Source organism: Streptomyces sp. NPDC006134 (assembly GCF_040628835.1).
GTDB lineage: Bacteria > Actinomycetota > Actinomycetes > Streptomycetales > Streptomycetaceae > Streptomyces.
In genome coordinates this window covers 40,739-63,062 of the sequence record NZ_JBEXTV010000031.1, presented here as the reverse complement: position 1 = coordinate 63,062, position 22,324 = coordinate 40,739, and the positions used below count along the sequence as shown (strand labels likewise).

The 22,324-nt window shown below is 71.6% G+C and carries 18 protein-coding genes and 1 pseudogene; 11 read left to right on the top strand and 8 right to left on the bottom strand.

The genetic code is table 11. From position 1 onward, the window contains the following. Nucleotides 1-85: 85 nt before the first annotated feature. Together ABZ340_RS21155 and ABZ340_RS21150 are read right to left on the bottom strand one after the other, a co-directional pair. Nucleotides 86-2,353, bottom strand: a complete 2,268-nt coding sequence (locus ABZ340_RS21155; protein WP_358783335.1) for an ATP-dependent RecD-like DNA helicase — start codon at nucleotides 2,351-2,353, stop codon at nucleotides 86-88. A gap of 401 nt (nucleotides 2,354-2,754) precedes the next feature. Continuing rightward, the gene (locus ABZ340_RS21150; protein ID WP_358783334.1) at nucleotides 2,755-3,654 is read right to left on the bottom strand and encodes a LysR family transcriptional regulator; all 900 of its coding nucleotides are present in this window, start codon (nucleotides 3,652-3,654) and stop codon (nucleotides 2,755-2,757) included. A 97-nt stretch (nucleotides 3,655-3,751) separates the two neighbouring features. Between ABZ340_RS21150 and ABZ340_RS21145 the strand changes: the two genes are divergently transcribed. From ABZ340_RS21145 to ABZ340_RS21125, 5 genes and pseudogenes are all read left to right on the top strand, one after another. Beyond that, nucleotides 3,752-5,110, top strand: coding sequence for an MFS transporter (locus ABZ340_RS21145; protein ID WP_358783333.1), 1,359 nt, complete (start codon nucleotides 3,752-3,754; stop codon nucleotides 5,108-5,110). An 821-nt stretch (nucleotides 5,111-5,931) separates the two neighbouring features. Further along, a pseudogene (locus tag ABZ340_RS21140) lies at nucleotides 5,932-7,338 on the top strand (RHS repeat-associated core domain-containing protein); the annotation flags it as partial. 62 nt (nucleotides 7,339-7,400) lie between these two features. Beyond that, nucleotides 7,401-7,937 carry an SMI1/KNR4 family protein gene (locus ABZ340_RS21135; protein WP_358783332.1) on the top strand — a complete coding sequence of 179 codons (537 nt, stop codon included), beginning with the start codon at nucleotides 7,401-7,403 and terminating at the stop codon, nucleotides 7,935-7,937. Nucleotides 7,938-8,196: 259 nt separating this feature from the next. Further along, nucleotides 8,197-8,955, top strand: a complete 759-nt coding sequence (locus tag ABZ340_RS21130; protein WP_358783331.1) for an SMI1/KNR4 family protein — start codon at nucleotides 8,197-8,199, stop codon at nucleotides 8,953-8,955. 303 nt (nucleotides 8,956-9,258) lie between these two features. Then, entirely contained in the window at nucleotides 9,259-9,690 is a 432-nt protein-coding gene (locus ABZ340_RS21125) for a transposase family protein (RefSeq protein ID WP_358783330.1), read from the top strand. 383 nt (nucleotides 9,691-10,073) lie between these two features. Here ABZ340_RS21125 and ABZ340_RS21120 read toward each other — a convergent pair whose 3' ends face one another. The 5 genes from ABZ340_RS21120 to ABZ340_RS21100 form a co-directional block, all read right to left on the bottom strand. Then, on the bottom strand, nucleotides 10,074-10,301 hold the full coding sequence (locus ABZ340_RS21120) for a hypothetical protein (RefSeq protein WP_358783329.1): 228 nt from the start codon (nucleotides 10,299-10,301) through the stop codon (nucleotides 10,074-10,076). Nucleotides 10,302-10,436: 135 nt separating this feature from the next. Continuing rightward, on the bottom strand, nucleotides 10,437-11,504 hold the full coding sequence (locus ABZ340_RS21115) for a hypothetical protein (protein ID WP_358783328.1): 1,068 nt from the start codon (nucleotides 11,502-11,504) through the stop codon (nucleotides 10,437-10,439). A gap of 240 nt (nucleotides 11,505-11,744) precedes the next feature. Continuing rightward, the gene (locus ABZ340_RS21110; RefSeq protein ID WP_358783327.1) at nucleotides 11,745-12,182 is read right to left on the bottom strand and encodes a hypothetical protein; all 438 of its coding nucleotides are present in this window, start codon (nucleotides 12,180-12,182) and stop codon (nucleotides 11,745-11,747) included. Between the two features lie 345 nt (nucleotides 12,183-12,527). Beyond that, nucleotides 12,528-12,725 (bottom strand): DUF397 domain-containing protein, encoded by a 198-nt coding sequence (locus ABZ340_RS21105; RefSeq protein WP_358783326.1) that lies wholly within the window; start codon nucleotides 12,723-12,725, stop codon nucleotides 12,528-12,530. Nucleotides 12,726-12,733: 8 nt separating this feature from the next. Next, entirely contained in the window at nucleotides 12,734-13,546 is an 813-nt protein-coding gene (locus ABZ340_RS21100; RefSeq protein WP_358783359.1) for a helix-turn-helix transcriptional regulator, read from the bottom strand. Nucleotides 13,547-13,809: 263 nt separating this feature from the next. Here ABZ340_RS21100 and ABZ340_RS21095 point away from each other — a divergent pair, with 263 nt between their 5' ends. The 6 genes from ABZ340_RS21095 to ABZ340_RS21070 all read left to right on the top strand — a co-directional run bounded on the left by ABZ340_RS21095 (nucleotide 13,810) and on the right by ABZ340_RS21070 (nucleotide 20,958). Further along, nucleotides 13,810-14,247, top strand: a complete 438-nt coding sequence (locus tag ABZ340_RS21095) for an ATP-binding protein (RefSeq protein ID WP_358783325.1) — start codon at nucleotides 13,810-13,812, stop codon at nucleotides 14,245-14,247. Between the two features lie 70 nt (nucleotides 14,248-14,317). Continuing rightward, nucleotides 14,318-15,244 (top strand): SMP-30/gluconolactonase/LRE family protein, encoded by a 927-nt coding sequence (locus tag ABZ340_RS21090; RefSeq protein WP_358783324.1) that lies wholly within the window; start codon nucleotides 14,318-14,320, stop codon nucleotides 15,242-15,244. 138 nt (nucleotides 15,245-15,382) lie between these two features. Continuing rightward, on the top strand, nucleotides 15,383-16,417 hold the full coding sequence (locus ABZ340_RS21085) for a LacI family DNA-binding transcriptional regulator (protein WP_358783323.1): 1,035 nt from the start codon (nucleotides 15,383-15,385) through the stop codon (nucleotides 16,415-16,417). After that, nucleotides 16,414-17,973: a sugar ABC transporter ATP-binding protein gene (locus ABZ340_RS21080; RefSeq protein WP_358783322.1), complete on the top strand. Its 1,560-nt coding sequence runs from the start codon at nucleotides 16,414-16,416 to the stop codon at nucleotides 17,971-17,973. Before ABZ340_RS21085 ends, ABZ340_RS21080 begins: the two co-directional genes overlap by 4 nt. Next, complete coding sequence (locus ABZ340_RS21075) at nucleotides 17,963-19,906, top strand: substrate-binding domain-containing protein (RefSeq protein WP_358783321.1); 1,944 nt, start codon at nucleotides 17,963-17,965, stop codon at nucleotides 19,904-19,906. The genes ABZ340_RS21080 and ABZ340_RS21075 overlap by 11 nt, the downstream gene beginning before the upstream one ends. A 110-nt stretch (nucleotides 19,907-20,016) precedes the next feature. Beyond that, nucleotides 20,017-20,958 carry a ribokinase gene (locus ABZ340_RS21070; protein ID WP_358783320.1) on the top strand — a complete coding sequence of 314 codons (942 nt, stop codon included), beginning with the start codon at nucleotides 20,017-20,019 and terminating at the stop codon, nucleotides 20,956-20,958. 131 nt (nucleotides 20,959-21,089) lie between these two features. Here the strand turns inward: ABZ340_RS21070 and ABZ340_RS21065 are convergent, their stop codons facing one another. Then, nucleotides 21,090-22,196, bottom strand: a complete 1,107-nt coding sequence (locus ABZ340_RS21065) for a helix-turn-helix domain-containing protein (protein WP_358783319.1) — start codon at nucleotides 22,194-22,196, stop codon at nucleotides 21,090-21,092. Nucleotides 22,197-22,324 lie beyond the last annotated feature (128 nt).

Below are 22,324 nucleotides of genomic sequence, written 5' to 3'. Positions count from 1 at the left end.
CGGTCGGTCGGGCTCGGTCGGTCGGGCTCGGTCGGTCGGGCTCGGTCGGTCGGGCCCGGCGAGGTCCGGCGGGGCCCGGCCCGGCTCAGGGGCCCGCGAGCCGGAAGTCGAGCGCCGTACAGCGCCGGCCCGCCGAGACCGTGCGCACCGCCTGCCCGATCGCCTTGCGGGACCCGACCAGGACCACGAGCTTCTTGGCGCGGGTGACCGCCGTGTAGAGCAGGTTGCGCTGGAGCATCATCCAGGCGCCCGTGGTCACCGGGATCACGACGGCCGGGTACTCGCTGCCCTGGGAGCGGTGGATGGTCACCGCGTAGGCGTGGGCCAGTTCGTCCAGTTCGTCGAATTCGTACGGCACCTCCTCGTCCTCGTCCGTCAGCACCGTCAGGCGCTGCTCGACCGGGTCGAGGGAGGTGACCACGCCCACGGTGCCGTTGAAGACGCCGTTCTCCCCTTTTTCGTAATTGTTGCGGATCTGGGTCACCTTGTCGCCGACGCGGAAGACCCGGCCGCCGAACCGCTTCTCGGGCAGGTCGGGGCGGCCGGGCGTGATGGCCTGCTGGAGGAGGCCGTTGAGGGTGCCCGCCCCGGCCGGGCCCCGGTGCATGGGGGCCAGCACCTGCACGTCCCGGCGCGGGTCCAGCCCGAACCTGGCCGGAATACGGCGGGCCGCGACGTCGACCGTGAGCCGGCCGGCCTCCTCCGTGTCGTCCTCGACGAAGAGGAAGAAGTCCTTCATGCCGTCGGTGACCGGGTGCTGCCCGGAGTTGATCCGGTGGGCGTTGGTGACCACGCCCGACTGCTGGGCCTGGCGGAACACGCGCGTCAGCCGCACGGCCGGGACCGGGCTGCCGTCGGCCAGCAGGTCGCGCAGCACCTCCCCGGCGCCGACGCTGGGCAGCTGGTCCACGTCTCCGACGAAGAGCAGGTGGGCGCCGGGCGGGACCGCCTTGACGAGCTTGTTGGCGAGCAGCAGGTCCAGCATGGACGCCTCGTCGACCACCACCAGGTCGGCGTCGAGCGGGCGGTCCCGGTCGTAGGCGGCGTCGCCGCCGGGCTTGAGCTCCAGCAGGCGGTGGACGGTGGACGCCTCGGCCCCGGTCAGCTCGGACAGGCGCTTGGCGGCCCGCCCGGTCGGCGCGGCGAGCACCACCTTGGCCTGCTTGGCGCGGGCCAGCTCCACGACCGAGCGGACGGTGAAGGACTTGCCGCAGCCGGGACCGCCGGTGAGGACGGCGACCTTCTCGGTGAGCGCCAGCTTGACGGCCGCCTCCTGCTCGGGGGCGAGGTCGGCGCCCGTACGGCCCTTGAGCCAGCCGAGCGCCTTGTCCCAGTCGACGGTGCGGAAGGACGGCATCCGGTCCTCGTCGGTGCGCAGCAGGCGCAGCAGCTGGGCGGCGAGGGAGAGTTCGGCGCGGTGGAAGGGGACGAGGTAGACGGCCGTGACCGGCTCCCCGCCGTCGCCGTCCGGGCCGGGCACCTTCTCGCGGACCACGCCCGGGTCGCCGCCGTCCTCGGGCGCCTCGGCCAGCTCGGCCAGGCACTCGATGACCAGGCCGGTGTCGACCTGGAGGAGCTTGACCGCGTCGGCGATGAGCCGCTCCTCGGGCAGGTAGCAGTTGCCCTGGTCGGCGGATTGCGACAGCGCGTACTGGAGTCCGGCCTTGACGCGCTCGGGGCTGTCGTGGGGGATGCCGACCGACTGGGCGATCTTGTCGGCGGTGAGGAAGCCGATGCCCCAGACGTCGGCCGCCAGCCGGTACGGCTGGTTCTTCACCACCGAGATCGACGCGTCGCCGTACTTCTTGTAGATGCGCACCGCGATCGACGTCGACACCTCGACGGTCTGGAGGAAGAGCATGACCTCCTTGATCGCCTTCTGCTCCTCCCAGGCGTCGGCGATCCGCCTGGTCCGCTTGGGGCCGAGCCCGGGCACCTCGATGAGCCGCTTGGGCTCCTCCTCGATGATCCTGAGCGTGTCCAGCCCGAAGTGCTGGGTGATGCGGTCGGCGAAGACCGGCCCGATGCCCTTGACCAGGCCGGAGCCGAGGTAGCGGCGGATGCCCTGGACGGTGGCCGGCAGGACCGTCGTGTAGTTCTCCACGTGGAACTGCTTGCCGTACTGCGGGTGCGAGCCCCAGCGGCCCTCCATGCGCAGGGACTCCCCGACCTGCGCGCCGAGCAGCGCGCCGACGACCGTGAGGAGGTCGCCGGCGCCTCTGCCGGTGTCGACGCGGGCGACCGTGTAGCCGTTCTCCTCGTTGGCGTACGTGATGCGCTCCAGGACGCCTTCGAGGACGGCGAGGCGTCGTTCGCCGGTGGAGTTCGTGGGATTCCCCGCCTGGTTGGACATGGTCCCGACGGTACCGGTGGGGTGTGACAGGGGGCGGCCTGGGCGGAGGACTCCCCGCGCTCCGAAGTCACGGACGCCACGGACGCCATGGATGCCATGGGGCCATGGGGCCATGGGGCCATGGGGCCATGGGCCATGGGGCCATGGGCCATGGGGCCATGGGCCATGGGGCCATGGGGCCATGGGCCACGCCAGGATGCGTGCCCTCGCCGAAGGGCCCGGGGCGGCCGGGCGGCTCGGGGCATGCGCGCAGCGGCTCGAAGGGGCCGGGCGGGCCGGGCCCCGGACGGTGGACACGCCGGCGTCCCGCCCGCGCGGCACGGGTACGGCCCGTCCTGGCCGAACGCGAACCGGGCGAGGATCTTGTCCCGCCCGCGCGGCACGGGTACGGCCGGCCGGGATCAGCCGGCCGGCCGGTCCGGCAGCGGGGCCGCCCGGCGGGCCACGTCCAGCAGGGCCCGTACGGCGGGTTCGGCGGGGCCGAGACGGGGGTGCCACCGGGCGAGCAGGGCGACCGGGCGGAGGGGCTCGGTGAGCGGGATCTCGGCCAGTTCGCCGTCCTCCAGCTCCCGGGCCACCGCCTGCCGGGGCAGCAGGGAGACGCCGTGGCCGTGACCGGCCAGCTTCAGCAGCGCCGACACCGAGCCCTGGACCGTGGTCAGCCGGGCCCCGGCGAGCAGGTCCCGGCCGAACCGGTCGACCAGCATCTCGGCGGTGCAGCCGCGTTCGGGGACGAGGAAGGGGTGGGCGAGCAGCTCGCGCGGGGCGTGCGGGCCGCCGTGCGCCAGGGGGTGCCGGACCGCGGCGACCAGCAGGGTCTCGTCGTGGCCGATGACCGCGTGCGGGCCGGGGACGTGTGTGCCGTTGTCGTAGGCGATCACCAGGTCCAGCTCACCGGCGGTGAACGCCGGCTCCAGGCGGTCCCGGCTGCCCACGGTCAGTTCGACCTCGGCGCCGACGCCACCGCCGTACTCCAGCGCGGCCAGCACTTCGGGGAGCCAGGCGTGGGCGAGCGACTCCTGCGCCCCGAGGCGCAGCCGGGGCCGGGAGCCGAGCACGGCCCGGCGCATCCGCTCCTCGGCCTCCAGTGCCTCCCGGGCGAGCGGGAGCAGCCGCGTTCCGGCCTCGGTGAGGGTCGCGCCGGTGCCCGCCCGTACCAGCAGGGCCGCCCCCAGCTCCGCTTCCAGCCGCTGGAGCTGGGCGCTCACGCTGGACTGGGCGTAGCCCAGTTCCTTGGCGGCGGCGGAGATCCCGCCCTGCTCGGCGACGGCGACGAAGGCGCGCAGATACCGTGAGTCCACCCCGGCAGCATGCCCCACCGCCCCATCGGACTCTCCGATGGGGCCATCGGAGACACGGTGTCGCGCGAGCGGGGGCGGCCCGGTGACCGTGTCCGCCATGACGATCACCACCGCACGCGTGCCCGCCGCGACCGGCGGACGCTCCCGGCTCGCCTTCGCCGGTATCGCCACCGGCAACCTCCTGGTCCTGCTCGACACCTCGATCCTCAACGTCGCCGTACCCGACCTCCAGCGCTCGCTGCGTCCCGGGGCCGCCGCGCTGCCGTGGGCCGTGGACGCCTACACCGTCGTCTTCGCGGGCCTGCTGCTCGCCGCCGGCGTCTTCGCCGACCGGTGGGGGGCACGCCGCGTCTACGCCGCCTCCCTCGCCGTCTTCGCCGTACTGTCCGCGCTGTGCGCCGCCGCGCCGGGGATCGGCGTGCTGATCGCCGGGCGGGCCCTGCTGGGCGCGGCGGGCGCCGGTCTGGTACCGGCCTCGCTCGCGCTGCTCATCGCCCTGCACCCCGACCCCGCGCGGCGCACCCGGGCGATCGGGGCGTGGACCGCGCTCAGCGGACTCGGCGCCGCCGCCGGTCCCGTCCTGGGCGGCGCCCTGGTCGAACTCGGCGGCTGGCGCCTGGTGTTCCTGGTCAACCCGCCGATCGCCCTGGCCGCCCTGCTGCTGGCCCGCCGCCTTCCCGCCCCGTCGGCGGCCTCGGGCGTCCGCCGCCTGGACCGCCCCGGTCTGCTCCTGTCCACCGGCGCCCTGGGCGCCCTCACCTTCGGGCTCGTCGAGGCCGGGATCGACGGCTGGACGTCGCCGCGCGCGTGGGTGCCGGTCGCGGCGGCCGTGCTCGCCCTCGCGGCACTCGCCGTCGTGGAGCGCCGCAGCGCAGCCCCGGTCCTGCCACCCGCGCTGCTGCGCCTGCCCCGGGTACGGGCCGCGATGGTCGCCGCGCTGGCGTCCTGCTTCGCCTACTTCGGCGGGCTGTATCTGCTGTCCCTGTGGTGGCAGCGGACGTACGACCTCTCCGCACTGCGCGCCGGTCTCGCCACCCTGCCGCTGACCTTCCCGGTCTGCGTGATGCCGTTCTTCACCGGCCGGCTGGTGGCGCGGTACGGGGCCCGTCCGGTGCTGCTGACCGGCATGTCGGCCGGGGCGGTGGCGGGCGTGCTGCTGCTGTTCTGCGCCGGTCCCGGTCTTCCCCCGCTCCCCCTCCTCGTCGCCGCGGAGCTGGCCCTCGCCGCGACCGGCACCCTGTCCATCCCCGGGGCCGCCGCGGAGATGGCCGCGGCGGCCCCGGCCGACCTGGCCGCCACGTCCCAGGGCGCGCTGAACGGCGTCCGCCAGGCGGGCTCGGCTCTCGGTGTCGCCGTCCTCGGCACGCTGGGGGGACTGCCGGCGGCGGGAACCGTGCTCGTGGGGGCCGGGGCGGTGGCGGCGGTTCTGGTGGGGCGGGCCACCCGGCCTCGGTGACGCCGGGGGCGGGTCACCGTGCTCGCCCACAGCCCGCCGCGCTCGCCGAGGTCCCCGCCGCGCCCGTCAAGATCCCCTCCGGGTGCGGCCGGCGAGAGGGGGCGCCGCCTGCGTACAGAGCATCATCGCTCACCCGGCCGCCAAGGGCCGCCCGTTGCCGCGGGCCCTGCGCCACCTCCGGGGCGCCGCCGGAAGCGTCTGTACGGTGCAGGTATTCGATCACTACGATGCTCGGCACCGCCGAACGTATAACCAGCGAGCCGGCGGCGGTTCGGCGATCCGACGGGGAAAGGGCGACGGGGGTTGGGCTACGTACTGCCCGGGTGGTTGGACGAGATCCTGGACTTCATCGGCGTCAACTGGCCCAACGTGGACGAGGACGACTACCGCGAGATGGCCGATGCCATGCGGGAGTTCGCCGGCCACTTCGAGACCCACGGCGGGGAGGCCGTCGCCGCCGTCAACCGGGTCATCGCCTCCAGCGAGGGTGCGGCCGTCGACGCCCTTGCCGAGCACTGGGGCAAGGTGAAATCCTCCCACCTGGATCAAGTCCCCCGCGTCGCCCGGATGTTCGCCTCCGCGTGCGACGTGGTCGCGGATGTCGTCTACGGCATGAAGATCAAGGCCGAGATCGAGCTCGGCGCGATGGCCGCCTCCCTCGGGATCTCCCTCGGCCTGGCCGTCGTCACCGGAGGCCTCTCCGCGCTCATCGGCGCAGCCGAGACGGCCGCGATGCGCGAATTGATCCGCCGCGTCATCAAGGAGGCGCAGGAGGAGATCGTCGACCGGCTCGTCAGTCCCTCACCGCACAGGGGCGCACCCTGCGCTCACGGTCCTACACCTACCGTCCGGACAACCACCTCACCGCTCTCACCGACCACCTCACCGGTACCGTGCGGCAGTTCGTACTCGATCCGGTCGGCCGCCCCCTCACCGTCACCGCCGACGGCTGGACCGAGCGCTATGCCTACGACGCCGCCGGCAACCAGACCCACGCCTCCTGGCCCGACGGGGCGCCCCACCCCGAGGCCCGGGGCGACCGCTCCTACACCGGCACCCGCCTGCTGACCGCGGGCCAGATCCGCTACGAGTACGACGCCGCGGGCCGCACCGTCCTGCGCCGGAAGACCCGCCTCTCCCGCAAGCCCGGCACCTGGCGCTACGCGTGAGACGCCGAGGACCGCCTCACTGCCTGCACCACGCCCGACGGCACCCGCTGGACCTACATCTACGACCCCCTCGGCCGCCGCACCGCCAAACACCGCACCGGCCCCGACGGTTCACCCGCCGAAACGGTTCACTTCACCTGGGACGGCACCCGGCTCGCGGAGCAGACCACCTCCACCACCGGCGTCACCCTCACCTGGGACTACGACGGCCACCGCCCCCTCACCCAGACCGAGCGCCGGCTCCCCCCGGCCGACCGGTCCGAGATCGACCGCCGCTTCTTCGTCCTGGTCACCGACCTGGTCGGCACCCCCACCGAACTCGTCGACGAGACCGGCCACATCGCCTGGCACACCCGCGCCACCCTCTGGGGCACCACCACCTGGAACCGCGACGCCACCGCGTACACGCCCCTCCGCTTCCCCGGCCAGTACGCCGACCCGGAGACGGGCCTCCACTACAACTTCTTCCGGCACTACGACCCGGACACGGGACGGTACGCGAGCCCTGATCCGCTGGGGCTGCTGCCTGCCGACAACCCGGTCGCCTACGTAGAGAACCCGCACGGCAGTACCGATCCCCTGGGTCTCGCTCCCTGCGACGAAGGGGACGTGACCTGGGGCGGCCGCGTTCAGTACGGGCAACTCGGTCCAAACAATCGCGCCACGTCCATGCACGCCACTATCACGAGTGACATGCTGGGCGGCAAAACAAATCCGCAGGTGGACCCCGCCGGCTGGCAATCCGGTAAGGGATATAATCGGGCCCATCTACTGGCAGCGATGCTCGGCGGATCCAACAAGGATCGACGCAACTTCGTGACCATGCACAGTTATGCAAATTCCCCCGTGATGCGCCAAATAGAATTGCAAGTACGAAACGCCGTCAAGAATGGAGAGGTAATTCAATACGGCGTTCGACCGATCTACGCCGATGCATCCAGTTCCATCCCTCTCGGAGTAACCATAGAGGCATACGGGAATCAAGGCTTCCAGTTTCAACCGCACGGGTCGGACGCAGGCGGCACCAATGTGGTCACGATATGGAACCGGAAGAGGTAGCCGCCAAATACAGCCGATACGGGGACTACACACCCAGGGAAGAACAGTGATGGAGGAATGCCGTGAAATCGCACCTGCCCAGCCTTGCACAGGTACTTCCTTGCCCTACAGAACCGCCGGAACGTTCGAACTGGCAGGAGGCTGAAGAGATTCTGCAGACCTCGCTACCATCAGACTTTAAGGACCTCATTGACGTTTACGGAGCCGGCCTCATCGACGACTACCTGCTTCTCGCCGCACCAGGCTGCCCCAACGATGTCTACGACCTGATCAAGTTGACCAACGAACGCACCGAAGCGAACAGGTCTCTGTGGGAGTTCGAGGACGCTCCCATCGAGATGCAGGACGAGGGGAATCGCCTCATCTGCTGGGCAACCACCGACAATGGAGAATATCTATACTGGCTCGTGCAGCCGGATGATGATCCTGAAAAGCGCTGCCTCATGCTCAATGACGCAAGCGGCGAGACATGGGAACGTTTCGATATGACCGTAACACAGTTCCTCGCAGCAGTTCTGACAGGGGATATCCATTCTGAAGTACTCTGGAACCGATTCCCACAGGAAGAACATTCCTTCAGTTCTGCGCTGTCCCTGTGACAGGGTTGCGCATGGAGTGCGATTCGTGACCCCCTCGGGACACCACTCATCGTCGAGGAGACGGCTGCGCAGACTCCAGTCAATCGCACGCACGCAGCCGAGTACTCAGCAGACGGCGTCAGGCCCCCATCTATGACCTCGTCCCGCAGCCCTTCGCTGTGCGCTGTCACGACGAAGTCGCGCATCGGATCGTCCGACTCTTAACGATTTCTGCACCAAGAACCCGTCCCCCTCTCGCCAAAATATCCTCGATCACGCAATGAAGGTCGACGATAGAGCGGGGAACTGGTTTTCACCACGCATACGCCAACGAAACAGGGGCTCGATGATGTGGCGCGAACTGGCAGGGGCACACGAAGGAGTGGAGCTGAGGGAACCCGCATCTCCGAGCAGTATCAAGGCAATCGCAACCGGCCTCGGCCAGCCGGTGCCAGATGACCTGAGAGCACTGCTCCAGGAAACCGACGGTATACAAGACGCCATGGGCTGCGACCTGGTCTGGTCATCTGCCAATATCTTGTGCGTAAACCATGCATTTCACACCGTCTCGGACTTCCAGGCGCTGTACATGCCGTTCACGCCCCTCATGTTCTTCGGGGAAAACGGCAGCGGGGATCAGTTCGGCTTCGTACGGACACCCGAGCGGAACGACGTGTTCTGGTGGGATCACGAGACAGACAGCCGACAGTGGATCGCTCCTGATTTCGAGACCTTTCTCCGCCGGACACTCAAGGCTGACGGGAAGCATTGGTACAGGGCGGGTATGCAGGCCAAGCGCCCGGAAGCCCCTGGAGGTGCCGAAATGACGCAACGGAAAAACCGCGAAGAGTTGGTGGCAATGGTGCAGCAGCTGATCGATGCGACGCTCCCGGAAGAAGGCGCGGACAGGCTTCTCGAAGAGGTGGAGGCGAGTGTTCCTCATCCTCGGGTAGTGAACCTCATCTACCACACTGATCCTCAGCCGACTGCCGAGGAGGTCGTGGATCAGGCACTGTCCTACCGGCCGGTTGAGCTGTGACCAGGCGGAATACGGAACCAGGCAGGAGTCCCCTTGGCCTCGCACCCTTGGTGTGGCGACAAGCTCAATCCCCCAGCACCCGATGAACACTGGCCGATCGGCGCGAGCAGCATGGGTCGTAGCGGCGCTTCTTATGTTCCAGATGAATAGTTTACGTCGGCCTTGAGCAGGCGAACTGGCGTGACAAACGCACTGTGCACGTTGGCGCTTCGCGCGACTTCTATCGCGGCATCCGCCTGCCGCTGATCAACGCACGCGGCGCAGAGGTAGGCGACAAAGGAATCCTGGACCGCAAGCCCCAGAATGCCCCGTGCGCACTATAAGGAATTCGGCGGCAACGTGCAGTTCCTCGCCGCCCCCGACGGCACCCCACTGTGGGTCTCCGGCGCCGAGCCCGGATCCACCCCCGACATCACCGCCGCCCGCATCCACGCACTTCCCGCGCTGTACAAGGCCGCAGCCGACGGCCTGCCCACCCTCGCCGACAAGGGCTGCATCGGCGCCGGAATCGACATCCACGTCCCCGTCCGCCGCCCGAAGGGCCAGTCGGAGCAAGCCCTGCATGCCGACACGCGAACCACGAACAATTTGATCAGAGGCATCCGTGCACTCGGCGAACGCGCCGCCGCCGAGCTCAAGCAACGCTGGCGCACTCTGCAGCACGTCACCCTCAGCCCCAACCGGATCGGAGACATCGCCCGCGCTGCCATCGTCCTCAACGAAATCTGGAAATGATCATCGTTGAGAAAACGTCACTGATTGGCCGTAATCGATCTACGCGAAAGTGCGCGACCCATGTCCGGCAAAAGTAAAAAACACGCAGGAAAGGGCGGATGGTCCCGTGCGATGTCGCCCCACAACATGTACAGCGCCAAAGCCCGGGGATGCGTCACCCGGTAACGCAGTACGTTCCCGCGCCCATCGCTCCGACGTAGTGGCCGTACGGCCGCAGACGGCTTGCGGGCTCGTCGAGGCCGGGATCGACGGCTGGTCGTCGCCGCGCGCGTGCGTGCCGGTCGCCGTGTGCACCGCACCCGACCCGGCTTTCCGGCCGTCGGCCTCACGGACCCGGCCGCGCAGGGCGGCGCGGGTGCTCCTCCCGGCGCCGGGCGCCTGCTTCACGCACCCGTGCCGTCCCCGTCGTTCCGCCCGCCCTCCGGGCCGCCGGTGAGACGGGTCGCAAGGTGGTAGGCGACGGTGGTGTCGCGGTACTCCCGGCCGGGGGTGACCTTGTCCGGGAGGCGGGTGCGGTCGCTGTGGGACGTCGAGACCCGCTCCCCCGTGCCGGGGAAGCGGACGGCCGTCCGCGGCTTTTCCGTGAAGCGGAGGCGCCCCGACCGGACCACCGACCGGAAGGAGATGTCCCAAACCGGGGCTTTGCCGGTGTCCGGTGCCGGGGTTTCGTCTTCGGCGCCCTCCGCGCCGGGGTCCTGACCGGCGGCGGGCCCGGCGGCGTCCTCCGGTGCCGGGGCGGTGGCCGTTCAGGGCGGCTCGTCCCGTTCCCCGGCGGCGGTGCGGCGGCTCGGCCGTCGCGGCGGCTTCTCCTCGGCGTGCGCTCGGCGTGTGCGTGTGCCGCTCCGGCTCCGGCCGGCACCGGACCCGTCCCCGCCTTCGCCTTCGATCCCCTCGGCGACCATGTCCCTGTCCGCGGGCTCGCGGGCCGCGCTCCGTCGCGCCGGTCCGGTGCGGCGTGCGGTGCCGCCCGCCGCTCGCCCGGCCGCGCTTCCGGCGATGTCACCGATCTCCTCGCCGGTCTCTCCGACCGTCCGGCCCACCTCGCCGCCGACGTCCTCCACCGCCCGCCCGGCGCCACCGCCCACGTCCCGGACGGCTCCTCCCGCCCCCCGGCCGACCGCCTCGGCCGCCGTACCGGCGCCGCGGCCCACCTCGTGGACGGCGCCCCCGGCGTCCCGGCCGACGTCCTCGACGGCCCTGCCCGCACCCGACCCCAGCTCGCCGACGGCCTGGCGGGCTCCGCCGCCGATGTCCTGCACGGCGCTCCCGACCCCGCGCGCCAGCTCGTGCAGGATCTGCGGGTTGCGGTCGAGCGTGGTGAGCACCCGGCTGATGATCGACGCGACGTTGTCGAGACGCACCTCGAGCCGGGCCTGCGCCTCCACGCCCGAGATGTTCAGGTGCACCTGGCCGAGCAGGACGTCGGCGCCCACGTTCAGCTTCAGCAGATCCAGCACCTCGGCCTGCAAGGAGACGTGCGCGCGCAGGTCCTGGACGTCCAGGTCGATCTCGTCGACCTTCAGCACGGGGACGTCGAGGAAGACGTCGGGGTCCGCACCGGCCGCCGCGCCTTCGAGGGCGACGGCGTTCTCGGGGGCGGCGGCCGTATCGTCCTCGCCGGGGAGCCCTGCCTCCTCGCCGTACGGATCGGGACCGGCGTACTCGTCGTCCTCGTCGTACTCGTCGTCGTGTCCGGCGCCGGATTCCCCGTCGTCCTCGGCGGCGTACTCGTCGCCGTACTCGCCGTCCTCGTCGGCGTACAGGTCGCGCTCCTCGGCGGCCCCCTCGTCGTTCCCGGCGTTGTCGTGCGTCACCGCGCCTCCGCGAGCCCATCGGACGTTTCCACCCATTTTGCTCCGATATGACGGACGGCGCTCGGCGCAGCCGGTTACCGGAGGGCGGAAGGACGCAAGGACGGAAGGGCGGAAGGACGGAAGGGCGGGAGGGCGGAAACCGGCCGGTTCACGGGGGGGAGGAGGACCGGCCGGCTTCCGTCATATCGCACCCCTTCGCCCTGGCGGGTCACCTGGGGAGGGGCGAGTGGCGGCCAGGGGTCAGATGCGGCGGAGGTTGACGACCTGGCCGTAACGCTGGCCGAGCCAGATCTTCTGGTTCGCGGCCGTTCCGGCCAGGCGGAGGTTGTCGAAGCGGGCGGGGGTCTCGGTGCCGGGGTTGACGGTGACGATGACCCGTTCCAGGCACCAGATCTCGTCCGGCTTGTTGGAGGGCGGCGCGTAGCGCAGGTAGACCGGGTAGCGGTCGAGGTCGTCCGTGTCCAGCTGCGGGGAGCGGGGGTCGTTGCGTTCGGCGTCGTTGACGTTGCCGTTCTCGCCGAAGGTGTAGGTGAAGTCGTCGCCCGGCTCGAAGTCGTTGCGCGTGGTGTCGAGGCTGAACTCGCGCCCACCGACGTTGACGTAGACCCAGCCGCCGACACCGGCGGGGCTCTCGGAGGCGGTGTAGAGCCTGACGTCGATCCTGTTGACGGGTGCCATGGTGATTCCCTCCTGCGGGGGTCCCCGTGTGGCCGCGGCCTCGCGACCGCTGCCCTCACGGGCTGTCACTCATGGCCTGTCCGTCGTCACCTTGAGCGATGCGGCTGCCGGGCGGCGCACCGCGGCGTTCCCCGTGTTCGCCGCGCGTCGCAGGCGCCCCCGTGAGGGTCCGCAGGCGCACCTCGTCCCCGGCGTACGCTCGCCCCTCCCCTACCGCACCGTGCGGGGGCGTGACCCGCGTTCAGCGAAACGAGTGGTTTAGGAGGTGCGTGACGGATCTCCGCGGCGTCGCGACGCCCGGCACGCGCTCTCCCTGTGGCCCCGCGCCTCCCCCGGCGTACGGGCTCACAGGGTCTTCGTCGGGTGCTTGAGGGCTTCGACGAAGGCGGTGAAGGCGGCAGCCGGGAAGGTGAGCGCTCCGTGGGCCGGGTCCTTCGAGTCGCGTATGGCCACATACGCGGAAGAGCGTGCGATCTCGACGCAGTCGTTGCCGTCGCCCTCACCGGAGTACGACGACTTCCGCCAGATGCCAAGGGGGATCATGGAGTGCCTCACAGCTCCTTCGCCAGCGTGTGGATGAAGTCGCGCGACCGGTCGGGCTCAAGTGATACGGCCTCCACCTTACGGAAGCGCGTTCGGTAAGCGTGGAGTTGAGCCTCGGAGTCGATGAAGACCGAGCCGTGAGGCGCGTCGCGGACCACCGTGTCCAGCCTGGGCAGCGGCCCGCCCACGTACGTCATCGAACTCGAGGCCCTGGCGAAGCCGTCCAGGTCGAAGGGGATCACGCGCAGAGTGATGTTGTCCGCTTCGGAAAGCGCCAGCAGACGGACCAGTTGCGCCTTCCAGGCGGTGCGGTCGCTGACCCTGATGCGCAACGCCGCTTCGTGGATCACCACGTCGTACGGGACGGGAGACGGCCCCTCGATGATCACCCGGCGTGCCAGTCGGTGGCGGATGCGCGTCTCCAGTTCCTCGTCCGTCAGTTCGGGGACCCTGGAGGAGAAGACAGCGCGAGCGTAGTCCTCCGTCTGGAGCAGGCCGGGAACGAACAGGATGGCCACCTCGCGCCGGAACGAGGCGTGGTGGTCCAGCTCGGCCAGATCCAGGAACGACGTGGGAAGCAGGCCTCGGTACTCCTCCCACCAGCCACGCGTCCGGTCGACGGCCATGCCGACCAGTGCGTCGACGAACTTCTCGTCCGTGCAGGCGTAGTGGGAGGCAAGGCGCCGGAGACGCTTCTCGCTGACGCCGGCGAGCCCTGACTCGATGTGGGTGATCTGGGCGGGGCTCACGCCCAGCAGCGCTGCCGCCTGCCTGGCGGTGAGGCCCGCCGCCTCGCGGAGTCTGCGCAGCTCTGTCGCCAGTCGCAACTGACGCGCTGTTGGTTCACGCCTCAAAGCTCTCGACTGCCCCTCGGTCCAACGCGCCCGCGGACGCGACTCGTCAGGGGTCAGATTACGCGACCGCCTTGCAGTGTCTCTAGGTTTATATCTACCGTCGGTGACGCGACGCACACACCGTGCGACACCGAGCCCCCGGAAGCGCACCGCCCCGTCCTGCCCTGACGGCTGCGGCAATGACACCGGCAGCCCGTGCCGATCCCCCATCGACCAACGGAGTCACACGCATGCCCGACAACGACCCGTGGGAGTACTCCCTCCACCTCCCCAACGACCTCCGCGCCGTCACCGTCAGCCGCCGCACCCTCCGACTGATCCTGACCATGCACGGCCTGATCACCCTCGTCGACGTCGCCGAGCTGCTCGCCACCGAGCTGGTCTCCAACGCCGTACGCCACACGAAGGGCCCCGCCGCGCTGCGCGTGCGCCGGCCGCCGCCGGGCACGCTGCGGATCGGGGCGTGGGACGCGGACCCCGAGCCGCCGGAGCCCCCGGTGCCGCCGGAGCAGGCCGCCGACGCGGAGGAGGGGCGGGGGCTGGCGCTGGTGCGGGCCTGCGCCGACGTGTGGGGGTGGCAGCCGCTGGGCAGGGACGGCAGCCGGGGAAAGTACGTGTGGTGTGAACTCGGCACGGCCGCCACCCCTCACCGTCGCGCCATCGCTTGATCCACCGCCTGCCCTTCCCCATAGTCGGGAGGGAACGGATCGATCTTCTTCCCGACAGAGAGGGCGGCCCATGCCCGGCGAGCACCCCGAGTTGTACGAGATCCGCGACGAGCGGTTCCGCACCGGCCGGTGCGCCGCCGGCGACTCCCGGCTGGAGAAGCTCTACGACGGCTGCCGCTGGGCCGAGGGACCGCTCTACGTCCCGGCCGGGCGGTACGTCCTCTGGAGCGACGTCCCCAACGACCGCCTCCTGCGCTGGGACGAGACCACCGGCGCGGTCGGCGTCTTCCGCTCGCCCGCCGGCCACCCCAACGGCAACACCCTGGACACGGAGGGCCGCCTGGTCACCTGCGAGCAGGGCAACCGCCGCGTCACCCGCACCGAGCACGACGGCACGGTCACCGTGCTCGCCGACCGCTTCCGGGGCAAGCGGCTCAACAGCCCGAACGACGCCGCCGTGAAGTCCGACGGGTCGGTCTGGTTCTCCGACCCCGACTTCGGGATCGTCTCCGACTACGAGGGGCACCGCGCCGAGAGCGAGATCGGCGCCTGCAACGTCTACCGGATCGACCCCCGCACCGGTGAGGTCACGCTGGTCGCCGACGGTTTCCAGGGCCCCAACGGCCTGGTCTTCTCCCCCGACGAGACCCGGCTGTACGTCTCCGACAGCCGCGCCAACCACATCCGCGTCTTCGACGTCCGCGACGACGGCACCCTCGGCGGCGGCGAGGTCTTCGTCGAGGGCCAGATCGGCAAGTTCGACAACATCCGCTTCGACGACACCGGCCGCCTCTGGGCCGCCGCCCTGCACGGCGGCGTGCACTGCTACGACCCCGACGGCACCCTCCTCGGCCGCGTCCTGGTCCCCGGCACCGTCGCCAACATCCGCTTCGGCGGCGCCAAGCGCAACCGTCTGTTCATCGCCGCCGACACCGCCCTGTACTCCCTCGTCATGTCCGTCACCGGCACGCCCGCCCTGCCGTCCGCCGCCCGCTGACGACCGCTGAAGCCGGCGCGGTGAACGCGCCGGCCGGCATCACGATTGGGTCTCGGCCCTCCCGGTCCCCCTTGCCCTCGCCCGTGTAATCGATTCCAATCCTCCGTGTAATCGATTCCACGCGGAGGTGGACCGGCGATGGCGAGCATCAAGGACGTCGCCGCCGAGGCGGGGGTCTCCGTCGCCACGGTCTCGCGCGTCCTGAACGACCATCCGTCGGTCAGCGCCGACGCCCGCACGCGCGTGCGGGCCGCCGTCCAGGCGCTGGGCTACCGCCCGAACGCCGTCGCCCGGTCACTGCGCACCGACACCACCCGCACCCTCGGACTGGTCATCAGCGACGTGCTGAACCCGTACTTCACCGAGCTGGCCCGGTCGGTGGAGGAGGAGGCCCGCGCGCTCGGGTACAGCGTCGTCATCGGCAACGCCGACGAGCGGCCCGATCTCCAGGACCACCACGTGGCGACGCTGCTGGACCGGCGGATCGACGGGCTGCTCGTCTCCCCCACCGACGGCGGCTCCCCGCTGATGCTGGACGCCGCCCGCGCGGGCACGCCGATGGTCTTCGTCGACCGGTGGATCCCGGGCGTCGACGTGCCCGTGGTCCGGTCGGACGGGCGGGCCGCCGTACGGGACCTCGTGGCGCATCTGCACGGGCTCGGGCACCGGCGGCTGGCGATCATCGCGGGGCCGGCCGCGACCACGACCGGCCGGGAGCGCGTGGAGGCGTTCCGGGAGGCGCTCGGCGCGTACGGGCTGGAGCTCCCGGACGCCTACATCGGCCAAGGCGACTTCCAGGCCGAGAGCGGACGCCGGGTGACCGAGGGCTTCCTCGACCTGCCCGAGCCGCCCGAGGCCGTGTTCGCCGCCGACAACCTGATGGCGCTCGGCGCGCTGGACGCCGTACGCGCGCGCGGGATGCGCGTGCCGCGGGACGTGGCGCTGGCCGCCTTCGACGACATCCCCTGGTTCGTGCACACCGATCCGCCGGTCACCGCGATCGCCCAGCCCACCGGTGCGCTGGGGCGGGCCGCCGTGCGCGCGCTGGTCGACCGGATCGAGGGGCGGACGCCGCGGTCCGTCACCCTTCCCGCCCGGCTCGTCGTCCGCCGCTCGTGCGGCGAACCGGCACCCCCGCAGTCCCCCTCCCCCGTACGAAGGAGTACGACGTGAGCGACCCGGACGAGTTGCTGCGCACCGAGGGCGTCCGCAAGACCTTTCCCGGCGTGGTCGCGCTCGACGGCGTCGACTTCGACCTGCGCCGGGGCGAGGTGCACGTGCTGCTCGGTGAGAACGGCGCGGGCAAGAGCACGCTCATCAAGATGCTCTCCGGCGCCCACACGCCCGACGCGGGGCGGATCCTCGTGGGCGGTGAGGAGGTGCGCATCCACGGGGCGCGGGACGCCGAGCGGCTCGGGATCGCCACCATCCACCAGGAGTTCACCCTCGTCCCCGATCTGACGGTCGCCGAGAACATCTTCCTCGGGCGGCAGCCGCGCCGCTTCGGGATGATCGACCGGAAGCGGATGGAGGCCGACGCCGAGGTGCTGCTCGCGCGCGTGGGCGTCGACGTGCCGCCCCGCGCGCGGGTGCGGGAACTCGGTATCGCGCGGCTCCAGATGGTGGAGATCGCCAAAGCGCTCAGCCTGGACGCGCGCGTGCTCGTCATGGACGAGCCGACGGCCGTGCTGACCTCGGAGGAGGTCGAGAAGCTGTTCGCCCTCGTGCGGCGGCTGCGCGAGGACGGCGTCGGGATCGTGTTCATCACCCATCACCTGGAGGAGATCGCCGCGCTCGGCGACCGGGTCACCGTCATCCGGGACGGGAAGAGCGTCGGGCAGGTCCCGGCCTCCACCCCCGAGGACGAGCTCGTCCGGCTCATGGTGGGGCGGCCGATCGAGCAGCAGTACCCGCGGGAGCGGTCCGAGCGCGGTGCGGTGCTGCTGAAGGTGGAGGGGCTCACCCGGGACGGGGTCTTCCACGACGTGAGCTTCGAGGTGCGCGCCGGTGAGGTGGTGGGGATCGCCGGGCTCGTCGGGGCGGGGCGTACGGAGGTCGTACGGGCCGTGTTCGGCGCCGACCCCTACGACGCGGGTGCCGTGACCGTCGCGGGCACGCCGCTGCGGCGGCACGACGTGAACGCCGCCCTGGCCGCCGGCGTCGGGCTGGTGCCGGAGGACCGCAAGGGGCAGGGCCTGGTGCTGGACGCCTCCGTGGCGGAGAACCTCGGGCTGGTGACGCTGCGGTCGGCCACCCGCGCGGGGCTCGTCGACCTCAAGGGGCAGCGGGAGGCGGCGGCCCGCATCGCCCGGCGGCTCGGCGTGCGGATGGCGGGCCTCGGGCAGCACGTGCGCACCCTGTCCGGCGGCAACCAGCAGAAGGTCGTCATCGGCAAGTGGCTGCTGGCGGACACCAGGGTGCTCCTCCTCGACGAGCCGACGCGCGGCATCGACGTCGGCGCCAAGGTCGAGATCTACCGGCTCGTCAACGACCTCACCGCGCAGGGCGCCGCCGTCCTGATGGTCTCCAGCGACCTGCCCGAGGTGCTCGGCATGAGCGACCGGGTGCTGGTGATGGCGCAGGGCCGGATCGCGGGCGAACTCCCCGCCGGCCAAGCCACCCAGGACGCCGTGATGGCGCTCGCCGTCGGCAGTCCCCACAGCGTCGGCAGCCCCCACAGCAACGGCAGTCCCCACAGCAACGGAACGGAGGCCCCCGGTGGCCACTGACACCCTCGAGAGCGGGCCGGGCGCCTCCGGCGGGCTGCGCCGTCTGCTGCTCGACAACGGCGCGCTGACCGCGCTCGTCGTCCTCGTCGTCGCCCTGTCGGCGCTGTCCGGGGACTTCCTGACCGCCGACAACCTGCTCAACGTCGGCGTCCAGGCCGCGGTGACCGCGATCCTCGCCTTCGGCGTCACCTTCGTGATCGTCTCGGCGGGCATCGACCTGTCGGTCGGTTCGGTCGCCGCGCTGTCGGCCACCGTGCTGGCGTGGAGCGCCACCGAGGCCGGGGTCCCGGTCGCCCTCGCGGTCGTGCTCGCGATCGTGACGGGCGTCGCGTGCGGTCTGGTGAACGGTTTCCTCGTCTCCTACGGCAAGCTGCCGCCGTTCATCGCGACGCTGGCCATGCTGTCGGTGGCCCGCGGCCTGTCGCTGGTCGTCTCGCAGGGCTCGCCCCTCGCCTTCCCCGACTCCGTCTCCCGCCTCGGCGACACGCTCGGCGGCTGGCTGCCGGTGCCGGTCCTCGTCATGGTCGTCATGGGTGCCGTCACGGCGGTGGTGCTGGGCCGGACGTACCTCGGCCGCTCCCTGTACGCGATCGGCGGCAACGAGGAGGCGGCCCGCCTGTCCGGGCTGCGGGTGAAGCGGCAGAAGCTCGCCGTCTACGCGCTGTCGGGGCTGTTCGCCGCCGCCGCGGGCATCGTGCTCGCCGCCCGGCTCTCCTCCGCGCAGCCGCAGGCCGCGCAGGGCTACGAGCTGGACGCGATCGCCGCGGTCGTCATCGGCGGCGCCTCGCTGGCGGGCGGCACCGGCAAGGCGTCGGGCACCCTGATCGGCGCGCTGATCCTGGCGGTGCTGCGCAACGGCCTCAACCTGCTGTCCGTCTCCGCGTTCTGGCAGCAGGTCGTCATCGGTGTCGTGATCGCGCTGGCGGTGCTGCTGGACACCGTGCGCCGCAAGGCGGGGGCGGTGCCGGCCGCGGCCGGCGCCTCGCCGGGCGGGAAGGGGAAGCAGGCGGTGACGTACGTGATCGCGGCCGTCGTCGCGGTGGCGGTCGTCGGCGCCACCTCCCTCCTGCACGGCGGGGACCCCGCGGGCAAGGAGCGCACGGTCGGCCTGTCGCTGTCGACGCTGAACAACCCGTTCTTCGTGCAGATCCGGGCCGGTGCCGAGCAGGAGGCGAGGAAGCGGGGCGTGGACCTGACGGTCACCGACGCGCAGAACGACGCCTCGCAGCAGGCCAACCAGCTCCAGAACTTCACCAGCGAGGGCCTCGGCGCGATCGTCGTCAACCCGGTGGACTCCGACGCCGCCGGCCCGTCGGTGCGGGCGGCGAACAAGGCGGACATCCCCGTCATCGCCGTGGACCGCGGCGTCAGCGAGGCCGACACGGACGCGCTGGTCGCCTCCGACAACGTCGAGGGCGGGCGGCTGGGCGCCCGGGCCCTGGCCGAGAAGCTCGGCGGCAGGGGCACCATCGTGATCCTCCAGGGCCAGGCGGGCACCTCCGCCAGCCGCGAGCGCGGCGCCGGGTTCGCCGAGGGCCTGAAGGCGTACCCGGGCATCGAGGTCGTCGCCAGGCAGCCCGCCGACTTCGACCGCACCAAGGGCCTGGACGTGATGACGAACCTGCTCCAGGCCCACCCGGACATCGACGGCGTCTTCGCCGAGAACGACGAGATGGCGCTCGGCGCGATCAAGGCCCTCGGCTCCAAGGCGGGGAAGTCCGTGCAGGTCGTCGGCTTCGACGGCACCCCGGACGGGCTGAAGGCGGTCGAGGCGGGCACGCTGTACGCCTCCGTGGCGCAGGTGCCGAGGGAACTGGGCAGGATCGTCGTGGACAACGCGCTGCGCGCCGCCGAGGGCAAGCGGGTCGAGGAGAGGGTGAAGGTGCCGGTGAAGGTGGTCACGAAGGAGAATGTGGCCGGGTTCGGCGGCTGACGGTGGTGGTGGTCGGCCGGTGGCGGCCGGCCGACCATGGTGTGCGGGCTCGGGCTCAGGTCCGGATTCAGGTTCATGCTCGGGCTGTCGGGTGATTCGGGAGAGGGTTCATGTACGACTACGACCTGCTGGTCGTGGGGTCGGCCAACGCCGACCTGGTGATCGGCGTCGAGCGGCGGCCGGGCGCGGGCGAGACGGTGCTCGGCTCCGACCTGGCCGTCCACCCGGGCGGCAAGGGCGCCAACCAGGCGGTCGCCGCCGCCCGTCTCGGGGCCCGTACGGCCCTGCTGGCCCGGGTCGGCGCCGACGACCACGGCCGGTTGCTGCTGGAGTCGCAGCGGGCGGCCGGTGTCGACACCGTGGGCGTCCTGGTGGGCGGCGCCCCGACCGGCGTCGCGCTGATCACGGTGGACCCGTCCGGGGACAACAGCATCGTGGTCTCGCCGGGCGCCAACGCGCGGCTGACCCCGCAGGACGTCCGCGCGGCCGGCAGCCTCCTCCACGTCTCCCGGGTGGTGTCGGCGCAGCTGGAGATCCCGCTGGAGACGGTCGTAGAGGTAGTCCGGAACCTGCCGCCGGGCAGCCGCTTCGTCCTCAACCCGTCACCGCCGCGCCCGCTGCCGCGGGAGGTGCTGGCGGCCTGCGATCCGCTGATCGTCAACGAGCACGAGGCGCGGGTCGTCCTCGGCGACTCCTGTGTGAGCGGGGAGCCGGAGGACTGGGCGCGGCTGCTGCTGGCGAAGGGCCCGCGCTCGGTCGTGGTCACCCTCGGGGCCGAGGGGGCGCTGGTGGCCTCGGCGGAGGGCGTCGTGCGGGTGCCGTCCGTGGCGGTGGACGCCGTCGACACCACGGGCGCGGGGGACGCGTTCACCGCGGCGCTGGCCTGGCGGCTCGGCACGGGCTGGGACCTGGCGCGGGCGGCGGCGTACGCGGCGCGGGTCGGGGCGGCGGCCGTGACGAAGCCCGGCGCGCAGATGTCGTATCCGACGGCGGCCGAGGTGGGCGCGCTGGGCGGCAACGGCGCGGAGGACGCGGCAGAGGGGGCGCGGTGAGGAAGGCCGGGATCCTCGACCGCCGCCTCTGCGGCGCGCCGGCCGGGCCGGGTCCCCTACCCTGCCCGCCGTGGCTCAGCGCCGGCGTGCCCTTGGCCCCGTGAACGGCGCCGGCGGCTCCGCCGCTGACCTCAGAAGGGCACGCCGGCGCGCTTGGCCAGCCGCGTGAGTCGGGGATTGCTGCGGCGGTGCAGCGAGGTCAGGACGCGCATGAGCTCTTGGCTGGTCGGGTGGACCCGGGCCATCTCCGGCGCGACGCCCCAGGCCGCTTCGAGCGACTCCAGAGCCGAGTCCCGGTCGCCGAGGGCGAGGTGCGACCGGCCCAGGTTCATGTGCAGGGGGCCTATGCGGGTCGCGGGCAGGCCGGTGCCCCCTCTGATCAGGTCGTCGGCCGTGTCCAGCGCGCGGCGGTGCTGGTCCATGTCGGAGAGCGTCGAGACGACGTGGGTGGCGGTCTGGTCCGGCCCGAAGTGGATGCCGTGCTCGTCGGCGTCCTCGCCGTAGTCCTCGGCCGTGCGCCAAGCCGCCCTGATGTGCTCCTCGGCGGTGGCTTTGTCCTTGAGCCGGCCTGCCAACGTGAGGCCACGCAGGTGCAGGATGCCCAGGCCGAACACGCGGTCGCGTCCTTCGAGGCTCGACTCGGCCTCGACGATGGCGCGGTCCACGATGGCCAGCCCGCCCGCGAAGTCACCCGAGTTGAGAAAGGTCCCCGCCTCGTCGCGAGCGGCCACCGTGGCAGCGATCGGGTGCGCGCGCTCGGCTGCCAGCCGCTGCTTCATCACGGCCAGCTCGGCAAGGTGCATCCAGCGGTGCCGGGCGGCCAGCCAGTAGACCACCGAGTACACGTCGGCGACGCGGGTCCAGGCGTCGGGCGACTGGGTGGCGTGCGCGTAGTTGGTCGCATCGGCCAGCACATCCGGGAGCTTCCGCAACACCGCCGACAGCTCGGTCCGGTACCGGTGCTCGTTCAGCTCGGCGAGTCGGCGCGGCAGGTCCTCCGGGTGGGCGGGGGGCACGTCGGAGATGTCGAACCGCCGGACGGCGTGGTGGAGAGCCGTAAGGCTGTCCTCGTCGGCGCGCTCGACCGGGGTCGTGCCCAGCAGCTCGTCCAGGGTCAGCCCCATGGCTTGAGCGAGAGCGGCGGCGATGCCCTGCGTGAGCGCGCGGTCACCCACCTCGATCTTGCTCAGCAGCGAGACCGACACGCCCGCCCGCCGGGCGAGGGCAACCTGGCTCAAGCCACGTGCCTTGCGGCAGACGGCCACGTTCGCGCCGGGTCCGGGAATCCTGGTCACGCTCATACCTGTGCGTCTTCCCCGCTCGTCTTCCGTTAGGGCCCATGGTCCCACTTCGGCCACTCGTACGC

Bases quoted from the DNA above. Each gene is read 5' to 3' on its own strand.
- ABZ340_RS21155 (WP_358783335.1), bottom strand. From the start codon at position 2,353: ATGTCCAACCAGGCGGGGAATCCCACGAACTCCACCGGCGAACGACGC.
- ABZ340_RS21145 (WP_358783333.1), top strand. From the start codon at position 3,752: ATGACGATCACCACCGCACGCGTGCCCGCCGCGACCGGCGGACGCTCC.
- ABZ340_RS21130 (WP_358783331.1), top strand. From the start codon at position 8,197: ATGAAGGTCGACGATAGAGCGGGGAACTGGTTTTCACCACGCATACGC.
- ABZ340_RS21125 (WP_358783330.1), top strand. From the start codon at position 9,259: ATGCCCCGTGCGCACTATAAGGAATTCGGCGGCAACGTGCAGTTCCTC.
- ABZ340_RS21110 (WP_358783327.1), bottom strand. From the start codon at position 12,182: ATGGCACCCGTCAACAGGATCGACGTCAGGCTCTACACCGCCTCCGAG.
- ABZ340_RS21105 (WP_358783326.1), bottom strand. From the start codon at position 12,725: ATGATCCCCCTTGGCATCTGGCGGAAGTCGTCGTACTCCGGTGAGGGC.
- ABZ340_RS21095 (WP_358783325.1), top strand. From the start codon at position 13,810: ATGCCCGACAACGACCCGTGGGAGTACTCCCTCCACCTCCCCAACGAC.
- ABZ340_RS21090 (WP_358783324.1), top strand. From the start codon at position 14,318: ATGCCCGGCGAGCACCCCGAGTTGTACGAGATCCGCGACGAGCGGTTC.
- ABZ340_RS21085 (WP_358783323.1), top strand. From the start codon at position 15,383: ATGGCGAGCATCAAGGACGTCGCCGCCGAGGCGGGGGTCTCCGTCGCC.
- ABZ340_RS21070 (WP_358783320.1), top strand. From the start codon at position 20,017: ATGTACGACTACGACCTGCTGGTCGTGGGGTCGGCCAACGCCGACCTG.